The organism is Cupriavidus sp. FW305-F7 (genome assembly GCF_058782875.1).
The window spans coordinates 313,593-330,962 of the sequence record NZ_JBYSYC010000001.1 but is presented as its reverse complement, the minus strand read 5'-3'; the positions used below and the strand labels follow the sequence as shown (position 1 = coordinate 330,962).

The 17,370-nt window shown below is 67.7% G+C and carries 16 protein-coding genes; 10 read left to right on the top strand and 6 right to left on the bottom strand.

What is annotated here, in order from left to right:
• Nucleotides 1-18: 18 nt before the first annotated feature.
• Nucleotides 19-945, bottom strand: a complete 927-nt coding sequence (locus tag AC3WL8_RS01515; protein ID WP_013951903.1) for a LysR family transcriptional regulator — start codon at nucleotides 943-945, stop codon at nucleotides 19-21.
• A 199-nt stretch (nucleotides 946-1,144) separates the two neighbouring features.
• Here AC3WL8_RS01515 and AC3WL8_RS01510 point away from each other — a divergent pair, with 199 nt between their 5' ends.
• Together AC3WL8_RS01510 and AC3WL8_RS01505 are read left to right on the top strand one after the other, a co-directional pair.
• Nucleotides 1,145-2,131 (top strand): Bug family tripartite tricarboxylate transporter substrate binding protein, encoded by a 987-nt coding sequence (locus AC3WL8_RS01510; RefSeq protein WP_211979558.1) that lies wholly within the window; start codon nucleotides 1,145-1,147, stop codon nucleotides 2,129-2,131.
• Between the two features lie 152 nt (nucleotides 2,132-2,283).
• The gene (locus tag AC3WL8_RS01505; RefSeq protein ID WP_041228516.1) at nucleotides 2,284-3,462 is read left to right on the top strand and encodes an FIST signal transduction protein; all 1,179 of its coding nucleotides are present in this window, start codon (nucleotides 2,284-2,286) and stop codon (nucleotides 3,460-3,462) included.
• Nucleotide 3,463: 1 nt separating this feature from the next.
• Here AC3WL8_RS01505 and AC3WL8_RS01500 read toward each other — a convergent pair whose 3' ends face one another.
• Together AC3WL8_RS01500 and AC3WL8_RS01495 are read right to left on the bottom strand one after the other, a co-directional pair.
• A complete protein-coding gene (locus AC3WL8_RS01500) occupies nucleotides 3,464-4,510 on the bottom strand; it encodes a phytoene/squalene synthase family protein (RefSeq protein ID WP_013951906.1) in 1,047 nt (348 codons plus the stop codon).
• A gap of 111 nt (nucleotides 4,511-4,621) precedes the next feature.
• Nucleotides 4,622-5,278, bottom strand: a complete 657-nt coding sequence (locus tag AC3WL8_RS01495) for a dienelactone hydrolase family protein (RefSeq protein ID WP_013951907.1) — start codon at nucleotides 5,276-5,278, stop codon at nucleotides 4,622-4,624.
• Between the two features lie 157 nt (nucleotides 5,279-5,435).
• Here AC3WL8_RS01495 and AC3WL8_RS01490 point away from each other — a divergent pair, with 157 nt between their 5' ends.
• Together AC3WL8_RS01490 and AC3WL8_RS01485 are read left to right on the top strand one after the other, a co-directional pair.
• The gene (locus AC3WL8_RS01490; RefSeq protein ID WP_013951908.1) at nucleotides 5,436-5,921 is read left to right on the top strand and encodes a SixA phosphatase family protein; all 486 of its coding nucleotides are present in this window, start codon (nucleotides 5,436-5,438) and stop codon (nucleotides 5,919-5,921) included.
• 125 nt (nucleotides 5,922-6,046) lie between these two features.
• Nucleotides 6,047-6,973, top strand: coding sequence for a LysR family transcriptional regulator (locus AC3WL8_RS01485; RefSeq protein WP_013951909.1), 927 nt, complete (start codon nucleotides 6,047-6,049; stop codon nucleotides 6,971-6,973).
• 3 nt (nucleotides 6,974-6,976) lie between these two features.
• Here the strand turns inward: AC3WL8_RS01485 and AC3WL8_RS01480 are convergent, their stop codons facing one another.
• Both AC3WL8_RS01480 and AC3WL8_RS01475 read right to left on the bottom strand, forming a co-directional pair.
• Complete coding sequence (locus AC3WL8_RS01480; RefSeq protein ID WP_492377785.1) at nucleotides 6,977-8,560, bottom strand: aldehyde dehydrogenase (NADP(+)); 1,584 nt, start codon at nucleotides 8,558-8,560, stop codon at nucleotides 6,977-6,979.
• A gap of 20 nt (nucleotides 8,561-8,580) precedes the next feature.
• Nucleotides 8,581-9,513: a dihydrodipicolinate synthase family protein gene (locus AC3WL8_RS01475; RefSeq protein ID WP_013951911.1), complete on the bottom strand. Its 933-nt coding sequence runs from the start codon at nucleotides 9,511-9,513 to the stop codon at nucleotides 8,581-8,583.
• A 112-nt stretch (nucleotides 9,514-9,625) separates the two neighbouring features.
• Between AC3WL8_RS01475 and AC3WL8_RS01470 the strand changes: the two genes are divergently transcribed.
• The 6 genes from AC3WL8_RS01470 (at nucleotide 9,626) to AC3WL8_RS01445 (ending at nucleotide 16,282) form a co-directional block, all read left to right on the top strand.
• Nucleotides 9,626-10,582, top strand: a complete 957-nt coding sequence (locus AC3WL8_RS01470) for a LysR substrate-binding domain-containing protein (protein ID WP_013951912.1) — start codon at nucleotides 9,626-9,628, stop codon at nucleotides 10,580-10,582.
• Nucleotides 10,583-10,691: 109 nt separating this feature from the next.
• Nucleotides 10,692-11,660, top strand: a complete 969-nt coding sequence (locus tag AC3WL8_RS01465; RefSeq protein ID WP_153954566.1) for a Bug family tripartite tricarboxylate transporter substrate binding protein — start codon at nucleotides 10,692-10,694, stop codon at nucleotides 11,658-11,660.
• Nucleotides 11,661-11,675: 15 nt separating this feature from the next.
• Nucleotides 11,676-12,692, top strand: a complete 1,017-nt coding sequence (locus AC3WL8_RS01460; RefSeq protein WP_492377784.1) for a 4-hydroxythreonine-4-phosphate dehydrogenase PdxA — start codon at nucleotides 11,676-11,678, stop codon at nucleotides 12,690-12,692.
• Nucleotides 12,693-12,782: 90 nt separating this feature from the next.
• Nucleotides 12,783-13,958: an L-rhamnonate dehydratase gene (locus AC3WL8_RS01455; RefSeq protein WP_492377783.1), complete on the top strand. Its 1,176-nt coding sequence runs from the start codon at nucleotides 12,783-12,785 to the stop codon at nucleotides 13,956-13,958.
• 75 nt (nucleotides 13,959-14,033) lie between these two features.
• Nucleotides 14,034-15,347 (top strand): MFS transporter, encoded by a 1,314-nt coding sequence (locus tag AC3WL8_RS01450; protein WP_492377782.1) that lies wholly within the window; start codon nucleotides 14,034-14,036, stop codon nucleotides 15,345-15,347.
• On the top strand, nucleotides 15,344-16,282 hold the full coding sequence (locus tag AC3WL8_RS01445) for an amidohydrolase family protein (RefSeq protein ID WP_492377781.1): 939 nt from the start codon (nucleotides 15,344-15,346) through the stop codon (nucleotides 16,280-16,282). The genes AC3WL8_RS01450 and AC3WL8_RS01445 overlap by 4 nt, the downstream gene beginning before the upstream one ends.
• Here AC3WL8_RS01445 and AC3WL8_RS01440 read toward each other — a convergent pair.
• Nucleotides 16,273-17,250 carry a LysR substrate-binding domain-containing protein gene (locus AC3WL8_RS01440; protein ID WP_041228517.1) on the bottom strand — a complete coding sequence of 326 codons (978 nt, stop codon included), beginning with the start codon at nucleotides 17,248-17,250 and terminating at the stop codon, nucleotides 16,273-16,275. The genes AC3WL8_RS01445 and AC3WL8_RS01440 overlap by 10 nt on opposite strands.
• Between the last annotated feature and the right edge of the window lie 120 nt (nucleotides 17,251-17,370).

The following is a 17,370-nucleotide window of genomic DNA, read 5'->3' as shown; positions in this document are numbered from 1 at the left end:
GGCCAGGGCGACGCGGGCTCAGCGTGGGCGCAACGTGGCGCCGGGCCAGCGCCCCTCGCGCACCAGCGTGGTGGCGACGTCGGCCAGCACCACGCGCGCGGCCAGGCCCGCCGGCGACAGTTCATCGTCGGACAGGCTGACCAGCAGGTTGGGCCGCGTGGCGCCGTCGTCGGTGACCAGTATGCTGCGGTAGGGCGTGCCATGGCTGCGCGCCAGCGCCGCACCCGGCTGGATGGTGGCGCCCAGGCCACCGCGCACGGCATCCATCAGGATCGCCAGCCCGTCGATCTCCGCCACCACCTGGGGCTCGCGCTTCGCCTGGCGAAAGCAGGCGGCGACCAGCGCGCGCAGTCCATGCGAGCCGCTGGGCAGGATCAGCGGCAGCTTGCCCAGTGCCGCCACCGAGGTCTGCTCGCCGCGCGGCATGCCGGCCAGCCCCTCGGCGCCGATCACGAACAGGCGCTCATCAAGCAGCGGCAGCACGCTCCAGCGCTGTGCGGGCTCCTCGCTGAACAGCACCGCCAGGTCGATCTGGCGCGCGCTCAGCATCGTGCCGAGGTAGCCGGACAGGCTCTCCACCATGCGCAGCCGCACGTCGGGGTAGCGCTCGCGCATGGCCTGCATGAAGGGCAGCGCCAGCACCGCGGCGGTGCTGGGCGGCAGGCCCACGCTGACATGGCCCGACAGGCGCGCCTGCCGCGCGGCCAGCGCGGCATCGTCGATATGGCGCAGCGCTAGCTGGGCCTGGCGCCAGAAGGCCAGCCCGGCATCGGTGGCGACCACGCCGGTGGAGGTGCGCTGCAGCAGCCGCGTCGACAGCTCGCTCTCCAGCCGGCTGATCTGCTGGCTCAGCGCGGACGTGACCACGCCCAGCTCCAGCGCCGCCTTGCCCATGCTGCCATGCTCGATCACGCTGACGAAGTAGCGCAGTTGCCTCAGTTCCATGTCGCGTCCCCGTTGCCGCAATTTGCCCGCATGGTAGCGGAAAACCTGCCGCAGTTCACGAATCCTGAAGACCCCTTAACGCCCGCCCGATGGCGCGCTTGCCAGCGGCTGCGTAGAGTCGCACCGGTCAGAAACGGGCGGAAGCAACGCTACGCAGCCGCCATTCCATAACAACATGACTTCCCGCAAAGGAGACTGCATGACAACCGTTTCGCGCATGCGCCGCGCCGTGGTGGCCGGCCTCGCCGGTACCGCTGTGCTGGGCGCGCCCGCCGCGTTCGCCGCGGACAACTGGCCAACCAAGCCGATCACCCTGGTAGTGCCCTTCGCCAGCGGCGGCACCACTGACATCCTCGCCCGCACCATCGGCCAGAAGCTGGGCGAGGCGCTGCAGCAGCCGGTGGTGGTGGACAACCGCCCCGGCGCCGGCGGCACCCTCGGCGCGGCCAACGTGGTGCGCGCGCCGGCCGACGGCTACACCTTCCTGCTGGCCACCGTCGCCCACACCATGGCGCCGGCCATCCACAAAAGCCTGCCCTACGAGTTCACGCGCGACCTCGATCCGGTGGGCCTGGTGGCGCTGACGCCCAATGTTCTGGTGGTCAATCCTGCGATCCCGGTGAAGTCCGTGTCCGACCTGATCGCCTATATCAAGGCGCATCCCGGCAAGGTCAACTACGGCTCGGCCGGCATCGGCAGCACCGAGCACCTGTCCGGCGAGCTGTTTCGCGCGCTGACCGGCACCGACATTGCGCATGTGCCGTATAAGGGCGGCGCGCCGATGATGACCGACCTGATCGCAGGCCAGATCCAAATGGCGATCGAGACCAGCCCGTCGGCGTCGCAACACGTGCGCAGCGGCAAAGTGCGGGCGCTGGCGGTCACCACCGCGAAGCGTTCCGCCGCCTATCCCGGCGTGCCGACGCTGGCGGAAAGCGGCGTCAGGGGCTACGAAGTCACCACGTGGTTCGCGCTGATGGCGCCGCGCGGCACGCCCGCGGCGATCGAGCAGCGTGTCTCGGCGGAGCTGGGCAAGCTGCTGAAGGCGCCGGAGGTGCAGAAGCGGTTTGACGAGCAGGGCGTGACCGCCGGCGACATGACGCCAACGCAGCTTGCTGCCTTTATCCGCGCCGAGACCGACAAGTGGGCCAAGGTCGCGCGGGATTCGGGGGCGAAAGCGGAATAACGGCCTCGCTCACAGGAGCGGCGCTGGCGTTACAGAAGGAGATTGTGCAGGAGCGGCTGCGGCAGCCGACCGGCCGCCAGAACAGGGGCTGAACACCCCTTGCCGGCCAGGGTCCAATGGATGTCGCCAGCCTGAATACGGAGGAACCCACCATGCATGACCTTTCCTTCGTTCACGCTGACGCGGCCCACGTCGAGTGGCAGGTCGCGCTGGCAGACTGCCAGCGCCAGCTGGACACGCAGGATTTCCTGCGCCAGGCGAAGGCAGACAACGCGCCGCCGCTCACGCTCGGCTGGTGCTACCTGAGCGACTACTACGCGCTGGCCGCCGAGGCCATCCTTGCCGCGCTGCAGCAGAACTGGCCCGGCGTGTCCTGGGTCGGCACGGTCGGCCTGGGCGTATCCGCCAGCGGCAAGGAGTATTTCGACGAGCCGGCCATGGTGCTGATGGCGGCGCCTTTTCCGCGCGATGCCTTCCAGTTGTTTTCGGGGCGCCAGCCCTTGCCGTCGGCGTCTTCCGGCTTCGTTCCCCATACCGCGCTGGTGCATGCCGAGGGCAGTACGCCGGATGTGCAGGACCTGTTGCATGAGCTGAGCGCACGCACGGCCACCGGTTACCTGTTCGGCGGCTTGTCGTCGGCCCGCAACCGTACCTTGCATATTGCCGATGGCGTGTTTTCCGGTGGGTTGTCGGGCGTGCTGTTCGGCCCCGAAATCGAACTGGTCTCCCGCGTCACGCAGGGCTGCCAGCCGATCGGGCCGGTGCGCGCCGTGACGCGCAGCGATCACAACCTCCTGTTCGAGCTGGACGGCAAGCCGGCCCTGGATTGCATCCTGCATGACCTGGGCGTCGAGCGCGACGCCCAGGTGGAGACCATGGCGGAGGCGCTGTCCGGAACGCTGGCCGGCTTGAATTCAGCCGCCGACGATGCTCCGGTGCTGCCCGGCAGGTTCGGCTCGGACACGCTGGTGCGCCACCTGATCGGCCTGGACGTGCAGCATCGCATGCTGGCGCTGGCCGACATGGTCGAGCCCGGCATGCGGCTGGCTTTCTGCATGCGCAATGCCGACGCGGCGCGCGCGGACCTGGTGCGCGTCGCCACCGAGATTCGCACAGAGATCGAACGCGGCGGCAGCCGCGCACGTGGCGCGCTCTACATCAGTTGCTCAGGCCGGGGCGGGCCGCATTTCGGCGCGCCGCATGCCGAGTTGCAAACCGTACGCCGCGCGCTTGGCGACCTGCCGCTGGCTGGTTTCTTTGCCGGCGGCGAGATCGCAAGGGATCACCTCTATGGCTATACGGGGGTGCTGACGGTATTCACCGGCCATTGAATCAGCGAATGACAGCATCGATGTTGCGCATCTGGCGCGCAAACCAGATGCGCAACAGGCTGTTCGACGGCACCATCGGCAGCGAACACGCAATGATCCGATATACCTTGCTGCGCTGCAGCCGGGATGTCTTTGCCGGGTCCAGCCAGTCGTCGTTGCGCACCAGGAGCAGCAGGGTCTCCATGCCGATAAGGACGGGCCACAGGCAAGCCAGCCGCAGCCGGATAAAGTGCGGGGGAATGGCAAGCGTGTAGGCCATCGCCTCGTGAAAGTGGTCCAGCGTGTCGTGCACGAGTTCGAGCATCAAGGCCCGCGCGCGCAGCGAGGCGTCCGGGAGCAGGAGATCCTGCGGGCTCAAGCCATGCTGGTGCAGCATCGTCGCCGGAAGATAGCAGCGCCCGATGCGCAGGTCCTTGCCGCAGTCCCGCAGGACATTGGTCATCTGCAAGGCCTTCCCGAAGCGGACCCCGCGGCGCAGCATGGCGTCGGGCACGCGGATTGCGCCGGGCACATGGGCGGCAGTCATGCTGGTCCAGAATTCGCCGACGCATCCGGCGACCAGGTACGTGTAACGGTCAAGCGCTTCCGGTTCGCCAAGCGCGACGATGCGGCCGGCGTGTTCGTCGGGGAACGTTCGCAGGTCGAATTCCATGCCCTCGGTCAGGGTCGACACGATCTGCCGTACCGCTTGCTGGTCGTCCGGCTCCAGCTGCGCCAGCAGCGCCAGCGCGGGGCCCAGTGACTGGAGCAGGATGCGCTCATCCGACTGTTCCTGCCGGCCTGCCACCTCGGTTGCGATGCTGTCGGCCAGCGCTGAGTCTGCTGTGGCACCGTTGACCTGGTCGCGCAACGACAACAGCAGCGTCAGCCGCCGTTGTGGCGGGATCAGCGAGGTATCGGCAATCGTGTCGGCGGCGCGCGCCAGCAGATAGGCCAGGCCGACCGGATCGCGCATATGGACAGGCAGCACGCGCAGCGTCAGATAGAACGAACGCGAGACGCCTTTGAGCAGCGGACCGAGGAGGAACGCCCGGCTGGGGTCGCGCATGGCTGGTGTCCTGTTCCCTGAGAGGTTTGCGAAAGTGACATTGCCCGGGTGGCCGTCAGGCCGGGCCCGGGCATTGTACCTTCGGCGCCAGGGGCAGGTTGCAGGCCCTGGTCAGGGCGAGTCTTTGCCGAGATAACGCTCGAACCACTGCGCCGCCAGGCGAGCGACCGATTCCAGTGCGCCGGGCTCCTCGAACAAATGGGAAGCGCCGGGCACGATCACCAGCTTCTTGGTGCATGTCAGCTGGGCATAGGCCGACTCATTGCGTTCCAGCACGCTCAGATCCAGCCCGCCGATGATCAGCATGGTGGGCGCAAGCAGCTTGGCAAGGGCGTCGGGGCCCGCCAGGTCGACCCGGCCCCCGCGCGAAACGACGGCGTGTATTGGGATGGGCGACTGGCACGCGGCACGGATCGACGCGGCGCCACCAACGCTGGCGCCGAAGTAGCCGAACCGCTGTGGCACGGCTTGCTGCCGCGCCACCCAGCTGGTCGCCTGCGCCAGCCGTGTCGCCAGGAGCTCGACGTCGAAGCGGATGGCCTGCACCTGGTCTTCCTCGGGCAGGAGCAGGTCCATCAGCAGCGTTGCCATGCCGCAGCGATTGAGCTCCGCGGCCACATATCGATTGCGCGGGCTAAGCCGGGAACTGCCCGTGCCGTGCGCAAACAATACCAATGCGACTGCGCCAGGTGGCAACGTGAGTATGCCTTGCAGGTCCACGCCGCCGGCGGGGATCACAACCTCGATGGCTTCTGAATTGCTCCGCATGGCGCAGTCCTCCGACAGGTGGTGCGTTGACGTGCATCGCGTTGCAATCGCGCCCATCCAAGTCCACTATAGGGCGGGCGTGGCGGCGAGGCCAGTCGCCGTGTGCAGGTCTCCTGACGCGCGCAATCGACATCATTCCTTTGGATCAGGAGGAAACATGAAGACCCTGTTTCTCGTCCGGCATGCCAAGTCAAGTAAAGATGATCCCTCCTTGCCCGACCGTGAGCGCCCCCTGAATGACCGGGGCCGGCAAGACGCCCCGGAAATGGGCAAGCGCCTGGCCGAGCGCAAGCTGAAGCCCGACCTGCTCCTGTCGAGTCCGGCCCTGCGTGCGCTGACGACAGCGCAACTGATCGCCGACGAGCTCGGCTATGCACGCAAGGACATCGCGCTCGATGACCAGCTGTACGCCACCAGCGCGGAGGAGTTGCTGGCCGTCGTTCGTGCGCTCGACAAGAAGCTCGATTGCGTGATGCTGTTCGGTCACAACCCCGAGTTCACCGACTTCGCGCATCGCTTGTCGGACGAGATTACCGACATGCCGACCTGCGCCGTCGCCAGATTCAGCTTCGACACAAAGGCGTGGGAGGATGTCGGCGAAATCACCCCCTCGAAAGTCACGCTGGAATCGCCGAAGGAGTAATCCGATGCCGGCCGCCGTCGGCGTGACAGTGATATATCCGGCTTGACCATACGAGGCGAAGCGATAAGAATTTGTGATCGCAGGCGAAAGCCTGCCCTCACGCGTCTCTACGCTTCGTCCCACCCATGATCCCACCCGTCAGCACCCTCCACGGCCGCCTGAAAATGCAGCACCTGCGCCTGCTGCTGGCGGTGGAGGAGCGCGGTTCGCTGCGCCAGGCCGCCGAGGCGCTGACGCTGACGCAGCCCGCGGTCAGCAAGATGCTGCAGGACATGGAAGACCTGCTCGGCGTGCCGCTGTTCGAGCGCCATGCGCGCGGGCTGCGGGCCACGCGCTTCGGGCTGGCGGCCACGCGCTATGCCCGGCTGGTGTTTGCCGACATGGGCGGGCTGCGCGATGAACTGGTGGCGCTGGAGTCCGGCAAGATCGGGCGCGTGCGGGTCGGGGCGGTGATGGCGCCCACGCCGGGGCTGCTTGCCGATGTGATCCGGCGGCTCAATCGCGATCATCCGCGGCTGGAAGTGGCGGTGCACGTGGAGACCAGCGATGTGCTGATGCCGCAGCTTGAGCGCGACCAGCTCGATATCGTGCTGGGGCGCGTGCCGGATGGCTGGGACAGCAGCGGGCTGGAATTCGAGCAGCTGGGCGACGAGGGCCTGGCCATCGTGGTCGGGCCGCAGCACCCGCTGGCGCGGCGCCGCAAGCTGTCGTTCGAGGAACTGACGGGCTACCCGTGGATCATGCAGCCGCGCCCCAGCCCGATGCGCGCGCTGATCGACCGCTCGTTCGAGGATGCCGGCGTGCCGGCGCCGCCGTCGACCATCGAGACGGCGGCGGTGCTGATGACCACGTCATTGCTGGCGGACAGCGAACTGATTGCGGTGCTGCCGGAGTCGGTCGCCGCCTACTACGGCCGGCTTGGCGCGCTGGCGGTACTGCCGCTGCCCCTGCCGCGCAAGCTCGGGCCCTATGGCATCGTCACGCGGCGGGGCCGCCCGCCGACGGCATCGATGAGCCTGCTGATCGATGCGTTGCGGGCGTTGTCGAGGTGAGCCTCAGCCGGGCATGCCTTGCAGCTTGCCGTCGAGGCGCCACGCGTGGCGTTGCGGGCTGTCCGGGCGCAGCGATGCGGGCAGCAGGCCGGGCGGCATGTCCTGGTAGCTGACCGGGCGCAGGAAGCGCGCGATGGCCAGGCTGCCGACCGAGGTGCTGCGGCCGTCGGACGTAGCCGGCCAGGGTCCGCCATGCACCATCGCATGCCCGACCTCCACGCCCGTGCCGAAGCCATTGACCAGGATGCGTCCCGCCAGGCGCTCCAGCGCTGGCAGCAAGGTGCGGGCGGCGTCGTGGTCGGCATCGTCGATATGGAGGGCGGCGGTCAGCTGCCCCTCCAGGGCGTCGATGACGCGCCGCATCTCGGTGAGGTCGCGGCAGCGCACCACCAGCGAGGCGGCGCCGAAGACTTCGTGGCGCAGCGCTTCGTCGGCCAGGAAGGCACCGGCGTCGGTGGCGAACAGCGCGGCCTGTCCCTGCGCAGCCGATCCCGCCGCGCCACGCGCAACGGTCTGCACTTGCGCATGGCTGGCGAGCGTATCGACGCCGGCGCAATAGGCTCGATGGATGCCGGGCGTCAGCATGGTCGCAGCCGGCAGCACACCCAGCCGCGCAGCCGCGGCATGCAGGAAGCGATCCAGGTCATCCCCCGCAACCGCCAGCACCAGGCCAGGGTTGGTGCAGAACTGCCCCGCGCCCAGCGTCAGGGAATCAGCGAACGCCGTGCCGATGGCTTCGGCGCGATTGGCCAGTGCGTGCGGGAACAGCAACACCGGGTTGATGCTGCTCATCTCGGCAAACACGGGGATCGGCTCGGACCGTGCGGCCGCGATCGCCATCAGCGCCATGCCGCCGGCGCGTGAGCCGGTGAAGCCGACGGCCTTGATGCGCGGGTCGGCCACTAGCCCTTGCCCGACCTCCAGCCCGGCATCGAACAGCAGCGAGAAAGTGCCTTCGGGCAGGTCCATGTCGTCAACGGCCTTGCGGATGGCGCGGCCGACCAGCTCCGATGTGCCGGGGTGTGCCGGATGTGCCTTGACGACGACCGGGCAACCCGCGGCCAGGGCCGAGGCGGTATCGCCGCCGGCCACCGAGAACGCCAGCGGGAAGTTGCTGGCGCCAAATACCGCCACCGGCCCCAGCGGGATATGGCGCAGGCGCAGGTCGACGCGCGGCAGCGGCTTGCGTTCAGGTTGCGCGGGGTCGACGCGCAGTTCAAGGAAGTCGCCCTGGCGCAGCAGGCTTGCGAACATGCGCAACTGCCCCACGGTGCGGCCGCGCTCGCCTTCGATGCGGGCGCGCGGCAGGCCGGATTCGCTGGTGCAGCGTTCGATCAGGGCATCGCCCAGCGCCAGGATATTGGCGGCGATGGCCTCGAGGAAATCGGCGCGCCGCTCGGGCGCGGTCTCACGGTAGGCGTCGAATGCCTGCCACGCCAGTGCGCAGGCCCGGTCGAGCTGCGCAGCCGTGGCGCCGCCGAATGCCGGTTCGAGGGTGGCACCGGTGGCCGCGTCGATGGCGCGGATGGTGCCGTTGCCGCCGCGTTCCGCGCGGCGGCCGATCAGGAGTTCGCCTGAGAGAGTCATGCCTTGTCCTTTCAATGAGATCAGCGGGCCCAGCGCAGCACCAGCGGATCGAGCCGGCGTGCAATCTTCAGCAGCCCTTCGCGGGTGGCCGGGTGCATCGGCTGCAGCGGATGGCGCACCGCGTCCGATGCGATCACGCCGCCTGCCTGCATCAGCACCTTGCTGGTGGCCAGCCAGCCTTGCCGGTTCTCGTAGTTGATCAGCGGCAGCCACTGCTGGTAGCGCTGCGCGGCCAGTTCGGCGTCGCCGGCCTGCCAGGCATCGAGGATCTGGCGGATGCCGTCGGGGAAACCCGCGCCGGTCATGGCGCCGGTGGCGCCCGCTTCCAGGTCGGCCATCAGCGTGATGGCCTCTTCGCCGTCCCAGGGGCCGACGATGGCGTCGCCACCCAGTTCGATCAGCTCGCGCAGCTTGGCCGCGGCCTGCGGCACTTCGATCTTGAAGTACGACACATTGCCGATCTCGCGCGCCATGCGCGCCAGGAACGGCGCGCTCAGGATGGTGCCGCTGACCGGCGCGTCCTGGATCATGATGGGAATGTCGATGGCATCCGAGACCGTGGCGAAGAACTCGTAAATGCTGCGCTCAGGCACGCGGATGGTGGCGCCGTGGTAGGGCGGCATCACCATCACCATGGCAGCGCCCGCGTCCTGCGCCGCGCGGCTGCGCTCGGCGCACAGGCGCGAGCTGAAATGCGTGGTGGTGACGATCACCGGCACGCGGCCGTCCACGTGTTCCAGCACGGTCTTCATCAGCACGTTGCGCTCGTCGTCGCTCAGCACGAACTGCTCGGAGAAGTTAGCCAGGATGCAGATGCCGTGCGAACCCGCATCGATCATGAAGTCGATGCAGCGGCGCTGGCCGTCGAGGTCGAGGCCGCCTTGGGCGTCGAAGATGGTGGGCGCTACCGGGAATACGCCGCGGTAGACGTTGGGGGATGGGGTGCGGGTCATGGTCTCCTCCGGCTGCTTATGAATTGGATCGGGCCAATATACGAGCCGACCCGCGGGCTGTATATTGAAACCTTTCCATCTGGTGATCGCTTTTGCGACTCACAGACCCTTCATGAAATCCACCCTCGACACCCTGACCGGCCGGTTGCGCATGAAACAGCTGCAACTGCTGATCGCGCTGGACGAGCATTCCTCCCTGCACCAGGCTGCCGCGGCGATGGCGATGACCCAGTCGGCGGCCAGCAAGTCGCTGCAGGAACTGGAAAGCATGCTGGAAGCGCCGCTGTTCGAGCGCTCCAAGCGCGGCATGCGTCCCAATGCCTTTGGCCATTGCGTGATTCGGCACGCACGCCAGCTGGTGGCCGACCTGGGCGCCATGTGCGAGGAGGTGGCGGGCATCCGCGCGGGCAGCGGCGGGCGCGTGGCCATCGGCGTGATCATGGGCGCGGTGCCGGAGGTGCTGGTGCCGGCGCTGGCGCAGTTGCGCGAGGCGCAGCCGGAGCTGGCGCTGGAGATCATCGAGGACACCAGCCTGCGCCTGCTGGGGCTGCTCGACGACGGCCACCTCGACCTGGTGATCGGCCGCTCGCTGGTCAGTGATGAGCCGGCCCGCTACCACTACCACCCGCTTGGCGACGAGCAGGTAGCGGTCGTGGCGGGCCATGCGCATCCGGCGCCGCGCGCGCGGGCGATGGGGTTTGCCGACCTCGCGGGTTATCGCTGGATCACCTATGCCGGCCATATGCCGATGCATGCGCTGCTGCAGCGCGAGCTGGACCTGGCCGGCATGAGCTTCCCCGCCAATGCGATCTCGACCTCGTCGGCGTTGGTCACCGTTGCCATGCTGCAGGGCGACCCCGGGCTGGTGTCGCTGCTGCCGACCGGCGTGGCTGCGATGTTCGAGCGCCAGAAGATGCTGCGCATCCTGCCCGTGCGGCTGCAGTCGCGGCAGCAGACTTTTGGCATCGTGACGCGGCGCGGCGGCACCTTGTCCGCGTCGGCGCGGCAGCTCGTCGCGATCCTGAAGGCATTGCCGCGCACCGCGCAGCAGGCGGCTGCCGAGGTATAACGCCAGGTGATCGCCAGTTCAAAAAACATCAGTAGTGGTGAATCACTGATGCTCCTATAGTCTGCTCATCCGTGCCGCAGAGCCGGACAGCAAAACGACGGAGACAGCAATGAAGACATGGATCGCCGGCGCACTCGCCGGCCTGGTCACGGTGGCGGCAGTAACGGGCAATGCCTGGGCGCAGGACACACGGCCGGTGCGGCTGATGGTGGGCGCCGCGCCCGGCGGCGGCACCGACGTGATGGCGCGCATCGTCTCCGACAAGCTCGCCGCGCAGCTGAAGCAGCCCGTCGTGGTGGACAACCGCCCCGGCGCGTCCAACACCATTGCCGCGGATTTGACCGCCAAGGCGGCGCCGGACGGCAACACGCTGCTGATGGGCGTGGTGACTTCGCAAGCGATTGCCCCGCACCTGCTCAAGCTGCAGTTCGATCCGCTCAAGGACCTGGCGCCGGTGGCGCTGGTGTCGTCGGTGCCCAATGTGCTGGTGGTCAACAACCAGGTGCAGGCGCGCGACGTCAAGGCGCTGGTGGCGCAGATCCAGGCCAATCCGGACAAGTTCCGCTACAGCTCGTCCGGGGTCGGCAGCACCCAGCACCTGGCCGGCGCGTCCTTCGCGCGGCAGATCAAGGGCAAGCTGCTGCACGTGCCATACAAGAGCAGCAGCAGCGCGCTGGTGGACCTGATGGGCGGGCAGGTGGACATGAGCTTCGAGACCATGCCGTCGGTCATCAGCCATATCAAGGCCGGCAAGCTGCGCGCGCTGGCGGTCACCGCGGACCAGCGCTCGGCGCTGCTGCCCAACGTGCCCACGCTGGCTGAAGCTGGCGTGCCCGGCATCCAGATGAGTGCGTGGTACGGTGTCTATGCGCCGGCCGGCACGCCGCCCGCGACGCTGCAGAAGCTGAGCAGCGCGCTGGCCACGGTGATCAAGGACCCTGACACCGTGCGCCGGCTGGCCGATGTGGGTGCGGTGCCCGGCGCGCTGACCGCGGCGCAGTTCGATGCCTTCTCGCGTGCCGAGTATGTGCGCTATGGCAAGCTGATCGCTGAACTGGGCGTCAAGCTCGACCAATAACTACCCGGAAGTCCAATGAATTCCCGTCCAAGAATCGCCATGGTGCTGGGCGACCCCGCCGGCATCGGCCCCGAATTGATCGCCAGGCTGCTGGCCGACCCCGCGACCGCCGCGCAGGCCGAGATCCTGCTGATTGCCGACCGCGACGAATGGCGCCACGGCATGAGGATCGCAGGCGTCGAGCTGGTGCTGGCCGAGACCGATGCGCCCGCCTTTGCCGATGATGGCAAGCCGCGCCTGTACCACTGGCAGCTGCCGGAGCGCCCGGCATTTGCGCGCGGCGAAGCCAGTGCCGAGGGCGGGCGCTACAGCCTGGGCACGCTGGCGCTGGCACTGCAGCTGGCGCAAGCGGGCCAGGCCGACGCGATCCTGTTCGGGCCGCTCAACAAGAGCTCGCTGCACGCCGCCGGCATGGCGCATAGCGATGAGCTGCACTGGTTTGCCGAGCAGCTTGGCTACCACGGCAACTTCTGCGAGTTCAATGTTCTGGACGGGCTGTGGACCTCGCGCGTGACCTCGCACGTGGCGCTCAAGGACGTGCCGGCGATGATCACGCAGGAACGCGTGGGCGGCGCCATCGACCTGATCGACCACGCCCTGCGCCGCGCCGGCATGGCGCGCCCGCGTATCGCGGTGTGCGGCCTGAACCCGCACAACGGCGACAACGGCGCTTTCGGCCGCGAAGAGATCGACGTGATCGCCCCGGCGGTGGCCGCGGCGCGTGAGCGCGGCGTGGCGGCCGACGGTCCGTTCCCGGCCGACACCATCTTCCTGAAGGTGCAGGGCGGGCCGTCGCAGCGGCAGTTCGATGCCATCGTCACCATGTACCACGACCAGGGCCAGATCGGCATCAAGCTGATGGGCTTCTCGCGCGGCGTGACGGTGCAGGGCGGGCTGCCGGTGCCGATCACCACGCCCGCGCACGGCACCGCGTTCGACATCACGCAGCAGGGCCGCGCCGATCCGGGCGCCACGCTGCAGGCATTCCAGATCGCCTGCCGCATGGGTGCGCAGCGGCGCGCCGCGCCCTAGCCACCACCTTCACCACACCAAATCCAGCAAGACCGCCCCCGGTGCGGCCGGGGAGCGTTCGCGCCAACACATCGCCATCAGGAGCTGAACATGAAGATCACCAACGTCCGCGCCCGCGTCTTTGAATGGAAGGGCAAGACCGTGCCGCCGCAGGCGCATTTCTGCACCAACGCCACCGACATCCTCTTTGAGCGAGGCGACGCCATGGGCTCGTTCCGCTTCCATGGCTGGCTGGTGGTGGAAGTGGAAACCGATACCGGCCTGGTCGGCATCGGCAACTGCGCGCTGGCGCCGCGCGTGGCCAAGGAGATCGTCGACCAGTACCTCGCACCGGTGGTGATCGGCCAGGACCCGTTCGACAACGAATACCTGTGGCAGAAGATGTACCGCCGCACCCATGCGTGGGGCCGCAAGGGCATCGGTATGGCGGCAATCTCCGCAGTCGATATCGCGCTGTGGGACCTGATGGGCAAGGCGGTCGGCAAGCCCGTATTCAAGCTGCTGGGCGGGCGCACCAAGGAGAAGATCTGGTGCTACGCCTCCAAGCTCTACAACAACGACGACCGCGACGCGTTTCTGGCCGAAGCGCAGGGCTACCTCGACCAGGGCTTCACCGCGATGAAGATGCGCTTCGGCTACGGCCCCAAGGACGGCCCCGCCGGCATGCAGAAGAACATCGAGCAGGTGCGCCTGCTGCGCGAGCTGGTCGGCGACGGCGTCGACATCATGCTGGAGTGCTACATGGGCTGGACCCTGGAGTACGCGCGCCGCATGCTGCCGCGCCTGGCCGAGTTCAACCCGCGCTGGCTGGAAGAGCCGGTGATCGCCGACGATATCGAAGGCTATGCCGAGCTGAAGAAGGTGAGCCCGTTCCCGATCTCCGGCGGTGAACATGAATTCACCTCTTACGGCTTCAAGGACCTGCTGGAGCGCCGCGCGGTGGACGTGATCCAGTACGACACCAACCGCGTCGGCGGCATCACTGCGGCGCAGAAGATCAACGCCATGGCCGAGGCCTGGTCGGTGCCGGTGATCCCGCACGCCGGGCAGATGCATAACTACCACCTGACCATGGCCTCGACCGCTTCGCCGATGTCGGAGTACTTCCCGGTGCACGACGTGGAGGTGGGCAATGAGTTGTTCTACTACATCTTCAAGGGCGATCCGGCGCCGGACAACGGCTACCTGCAGCTCGACGACAACCTGCCGGGGCTGGGCCTGGAGCTGAATGAGGAATACTTCAGCCAGTTCAACATCATCGGCTAAACGCACCAGCCTACGCGGCAGCGCGGAAGATACCGCGCGCCGCTTGTCCCACCGACACCGAGGACAGGAGACACCATGACGACATCCGTCACTCCCGAGGCCGCGGCCTCGCCGCCAGCGGCCATTGCAAGCGCCGAGGCACCGAGCCGGGTGCGCTGGCGCATCTTTGCCGTGGTGTTCGTGCTGGTGGTGATGAACCTGCTCGATCGCATTTCGCTGTCGATCGCCATGCCGACCATCGGCAAGGAGTTCGGCCTGTCGCCGACGATGCAGGGGCTGGTGCTGAGTAGCTTCTTCTGGTCGTATGCGCTGCTGCAGGTGCCGGGCGGCTGGCTGATCGACCGCTTCGGGCCGCGCAAGGTCATCACCGGTTCCACCGCGCTGTGGGGCGCGTTCCAGGCGCTGGCGGCGTTTGCCACCGGCGGCATCTCGCTGATGGCGACTCGCATGGCACTGGGTGCGGCGGAGGCGCCGCTGTTCCCGGCCGGCGCCAAACTCAATGCGCTGTGGCTGTCCGCGGGCGAACGCAGCCGTGGTGCGGTGCTGGTCGACGCGGGAAGTCCGCTCGGTGCGGCCATCGGCGGCATCGTGATTTCCTACCTGATCGTCGCGTTCGGTTCGTGGCGGACTGCGTTCTTTATCGCGGGCGCGGTGACCGTGGTGATGAGCTGGGTGTCGTGGCGCTACCTGCGTGACCAACCTTCACAGCATCCGGGCGTCAATGATGGCGAGCTTGCGCATATCCGCGCCACCGCGGGCAATGCGGCCGCTGCGGCGCAAGACAGGCGCATCGCGCCACGCTCATGGTGCGGCCTTACCATCGGCCGCGCCTGCTGGGCGATGGTGTTCTTCGGCCTGCTGACGTGGGGCCCTAACTACCTGGCGCATGCGCGCGGCTTCGACCTGAAGCAGATCGGCATGGCCATGTTCTTCATCTTCTTGTCCGGTGCGGTGGGGTCGCTCGCCAGCGGCTTCGGCGCCGACGCGCTGATGCGCCGGCTGCCGCGCGCACTGGTGCTCAAGGGCATGCTGACCGTCTCAGGGTTGGTGATCTGCGCGGTGTTCCTGCTGTTGCCGCGCATCGACGATCCGGTCGAGGCCGTGGTGCTGCTGTGCCTGGCCGCGTTCATCACCATGTGGGGCAGCCTGTACTGGAGCCTGCCGGCAATCCTGGCGCCCGCCCACCGCGTCGGCATCGTCGGTGCCACCATGAACTTAGCTGGGAGCCTCGGCGGCATCGTGGTGCCGATTCTGGTCGGGCTGATCCTGCAGCATCTGGGCAGCTACCAGACCGTGCTGCACTTCTTTGCGGGCTGCGCGGTGGTGTTCGTTGCCTGCACGCTGCTGATCGATCTTGGCAGCGGCAAACTAAACAAGGAGCCGCGGTGAACGCATCCACGCGCTACGACGGCCCCATCGTCGACGCCCACCACCATTTCTGGGATCCGGTCACGAACTATCATCCGTGGCTGTCCGACCCCGGCCTGATCCCGTTCCGCTACGGCGATTACAGCGCGCTGAAGCGCCGCTACTACCCGGCGGACTACTTTGCCGATGCGGGCGGGCATGACGTGCGCAAGACCGTCTACGTCGAAACGGAATGGGATCCATGCGATCCGATCGGTGAGACCGCGTTCATCTCGCGCGTGGCCGCCGAACACGGCACGCCGCATGCGGTGGTGGCGCAGGCGTGGTTGCATCACGATGACGCGGCCGACGTGCTGTCGCGGCAGGCGGAATTTCCGCTGGTTCGCAGCGTGCGGCACAAGCCGGGCGGCGCCCCCGATGCGCTGTCGGCAGCGCGCATGCCAAGCCTTATGGAAGACGAGCGCTGGCGCCGCGGCTTTGCCGAACTCGGGCGCCATGGGCTGCATTTCGACCTGCAGGTGCCGTGGTGGCATGCGCAGGAAGCGGTGCGGCTGGCGCGAGATTTCCCGGCGACGACGATCATCCTCAACCACGCGGGCCTGCCTGCGGATCGCAGCCCTGCAGCGCTTGCTGCATGGGAAGACGCGATGGCGATGCTGGCGGAATGCCCGAACGTCGTCATCAAGGTTTCGGGGCTGGGACAGGCCGGCCAGCCGTGGACGGCGGCGGCCAACGCGCGGATCGTGCTGGCCTGCATCCGACTGTTCTCACCCGCGCGCGTGATGTTCGCCAGCAATTTCCCGGTCGACGGCCTGTGCGCCAGCTTCGACCAGATCTTCAGCGGCTTCAAGGTGATCACCGCCGGTTTTACGCCGGCCGAGCAGCGCGCGATGTTCCACGACAACGCCTGCCGAATCTACAGCCTCGCAGCCGATACTGCAGTGCCTCAGGGCTGAGCGCCGTAGATTTGCTGCCCGCTCTCGCGCAGCGCGTCGGCCACCAGCAGCGCGCCCGGCGACATCAGCCGGTCGGTCGGCGTGATCAGGCCGAAATCGTCCATATGGCAGGGCATCTCCATCGGCAGGATCTCCACCATGCCGAACGCGGCGTAATACTGCGCCACATCGGCGGTCAGCACCGCGATCATGTCCGATTGCGTCACCATGCGCGTCAGGAACAGCAGCGCGGCGGTTTCCACCACGTTGACCGGCGGCGCCAGGCTGGCGCGCTGGAACATCAGCTCGAAGCGGTGGCGCAGCACCGTGCCCGCCGGCGGGATCAGCCACGCGGCCTCGGTGGTGTCGGCCAGCGACAGGCCCTGCGCCGACAGCATCGGGTGGCCCGGTCTGACCACCGCGCACACCGGCTCTTCCGACAGCGGTTCATAGCGCAGCCGCCCCTTGTCGTGCTCCGGAAAGAGCCGCGCCACTACCATGTGCAGCTTTTCCTGCCCCAGGCGGTCGAGCAGCACGTTGCTGTTGTCGATCTCCACCGACACGCGCAGGCCCGGGTAGCGCGCCTTGATCTGCGCGATCGCCGGCGGCAGCAGCCGCACGCCTGGCGACGTGATGGCGCCGATCGCCACATGGCCGAGCCGCCCCGCCTTCAATGCCAGCACCTCTTCACGCGCCTGGTTCAGGCTGCCGATCACCGCGCGCGCATGCCGGATCATCGCCCGTCCGTAGTCGGTCGGCGCCATGCCGCGCGGCAGGCGCTCGAACAGTAGCACCGACAACATCTCTTCCAGTTCCCGCAGTAGTTTCGACGCGGCCGGCTGCGTCATTGCCAGCCGCTCGGCGGCACGATGGATGCTGCCTTCGTCGGCGACCGCCAGCAGCAGCAACAATTGCCGGCTCTTGAGGCGGGTGTGGCTTTGCCAGAGCGGCGCGGCGTCGGGGGCAGGGGAATTGGCGGGGGCTTGCATAAGGACTAGGGTTAATACCAATGCCGGAATTGATATGGCAATGGCTGAACTCTTCATTAGTAGCATATCGGCAAGCTGCATACACTCCGTCCGACAAAAGAAAAACGACCGGAGACAGCG

Excerpts from the sequence above, each read along its gene's own strand:
- AC3WL8_RS01515 (WP_013951903.1), bottom strand. The coding sequence starts at position 945 with ATGGAACTGAGGCAACTGCGCTACTTCGTCAGCGTGATCGAGCATGGC.
- AC3WL8_RS01510 (WP_211979558.1), top strand. The coding sequence starts at position 1,145 with ATGACAACCGTTTCGCGCATGCGCCGCGCCGTGGTGGCCGGCCTCGCC.
- AC3WL8_RS01505 (WP_041228516.1), top strand. The coding sequence starts at position 2,284 with ATGCATGACCTTTCCTTCGTTCACGCTGACGCGGCCCACGTCGAGTGG.
- AC3WL8_RS01500 (WP_013951906.1), bottom strand. The coding sequence starts at position 4,510 with ATGCGCGACCCCAGCCGGGCGTTCCTCCTCGGTCCGCTGCTCAAAGGC.
- AC3WL8_RS01495 (WP_013951907.1), bottom strand. The coding sequence starts at position 5,278 with ATGCGGAGCAATTCAGAAGCCATCGAGGTTGTGATCCCCGCCGGCGGC.
- AC3WL8_RS01490 (WP_013951908.1), top strand. The coding sequence starts at position 5,436 with ATGAAGACCCTGTTTCTCGTCCGGCATGCCAAGTCAAGTAAAGATGAT.
- AC3WL8_RS01485 (WP_013951909.1), top strand. The coding sequence starts at position 6,047 with ATGATCCCACCCGTCAGCACCCTCCACGGCCGCCTGAAAATGCAGCAC.
- AC3WL8_RS01480 (WP_492377785.1), bottom strand. The coding sequence starts at position 8,560 with ATGACTCTCTCAGGCGAACTCCTGATCGGCCGCCGCGCGGAACGCGGC.
- AC3WL8_RS01475 (WP_013951911.1), bottom strand. The coding sequence starts at position 9,513 with ATGACCCGCACCCCATCCCCCAACGTCTACCGCGGCGTATTCCCGGTA.
- AC3WL8_RS01470 (WP_013951912.1), top strand. The coding sequence starts at position 9,626 with ATGAAATCCACCCTCGACACCCTGACCGGCCGGTTGCGCATGAAACAG.
- AC3WL8_RS01465 (WP_153954566.1), top strand. The coding sequence starts at position 10,692 with ATGAAGACATGGATCGCCGGCGCACTCGCCGGCCTGGTCACGGTGGCG.
- AC3WL8_RS01460 (WP_492377784.1), top strand. The coding sequence starts at position 11,676 with ATGAATTCCCGTCCAAGAATCGCCATGGTGCTGGGCGACCCCGCCGGC.
- AC3WL8_RS01455 (WP_492377783.1), top strand. The coding sequence starts at position 12,783 with ATGAAGATCACCAACGTCCGCGCCCGCGTCTTTGAATGGAAGGGCAAG.
- AC3WL8_RS01450 (WP_492377782.1), top strand. The coding sequence starts at position 14,034 with ATGACGACATCCGTCACTCCCGAGGCCGCGGCCTCGCCGCCAGCGGCC.
- AC3WL8_RS01440 (WP_041228517.1), bottom strand. The coding sequence starts at position 17,250 with ATGCAAGCCCCCGCCAATTCCCCTGCCCCCGACGCCGCGCCGCTCTGG.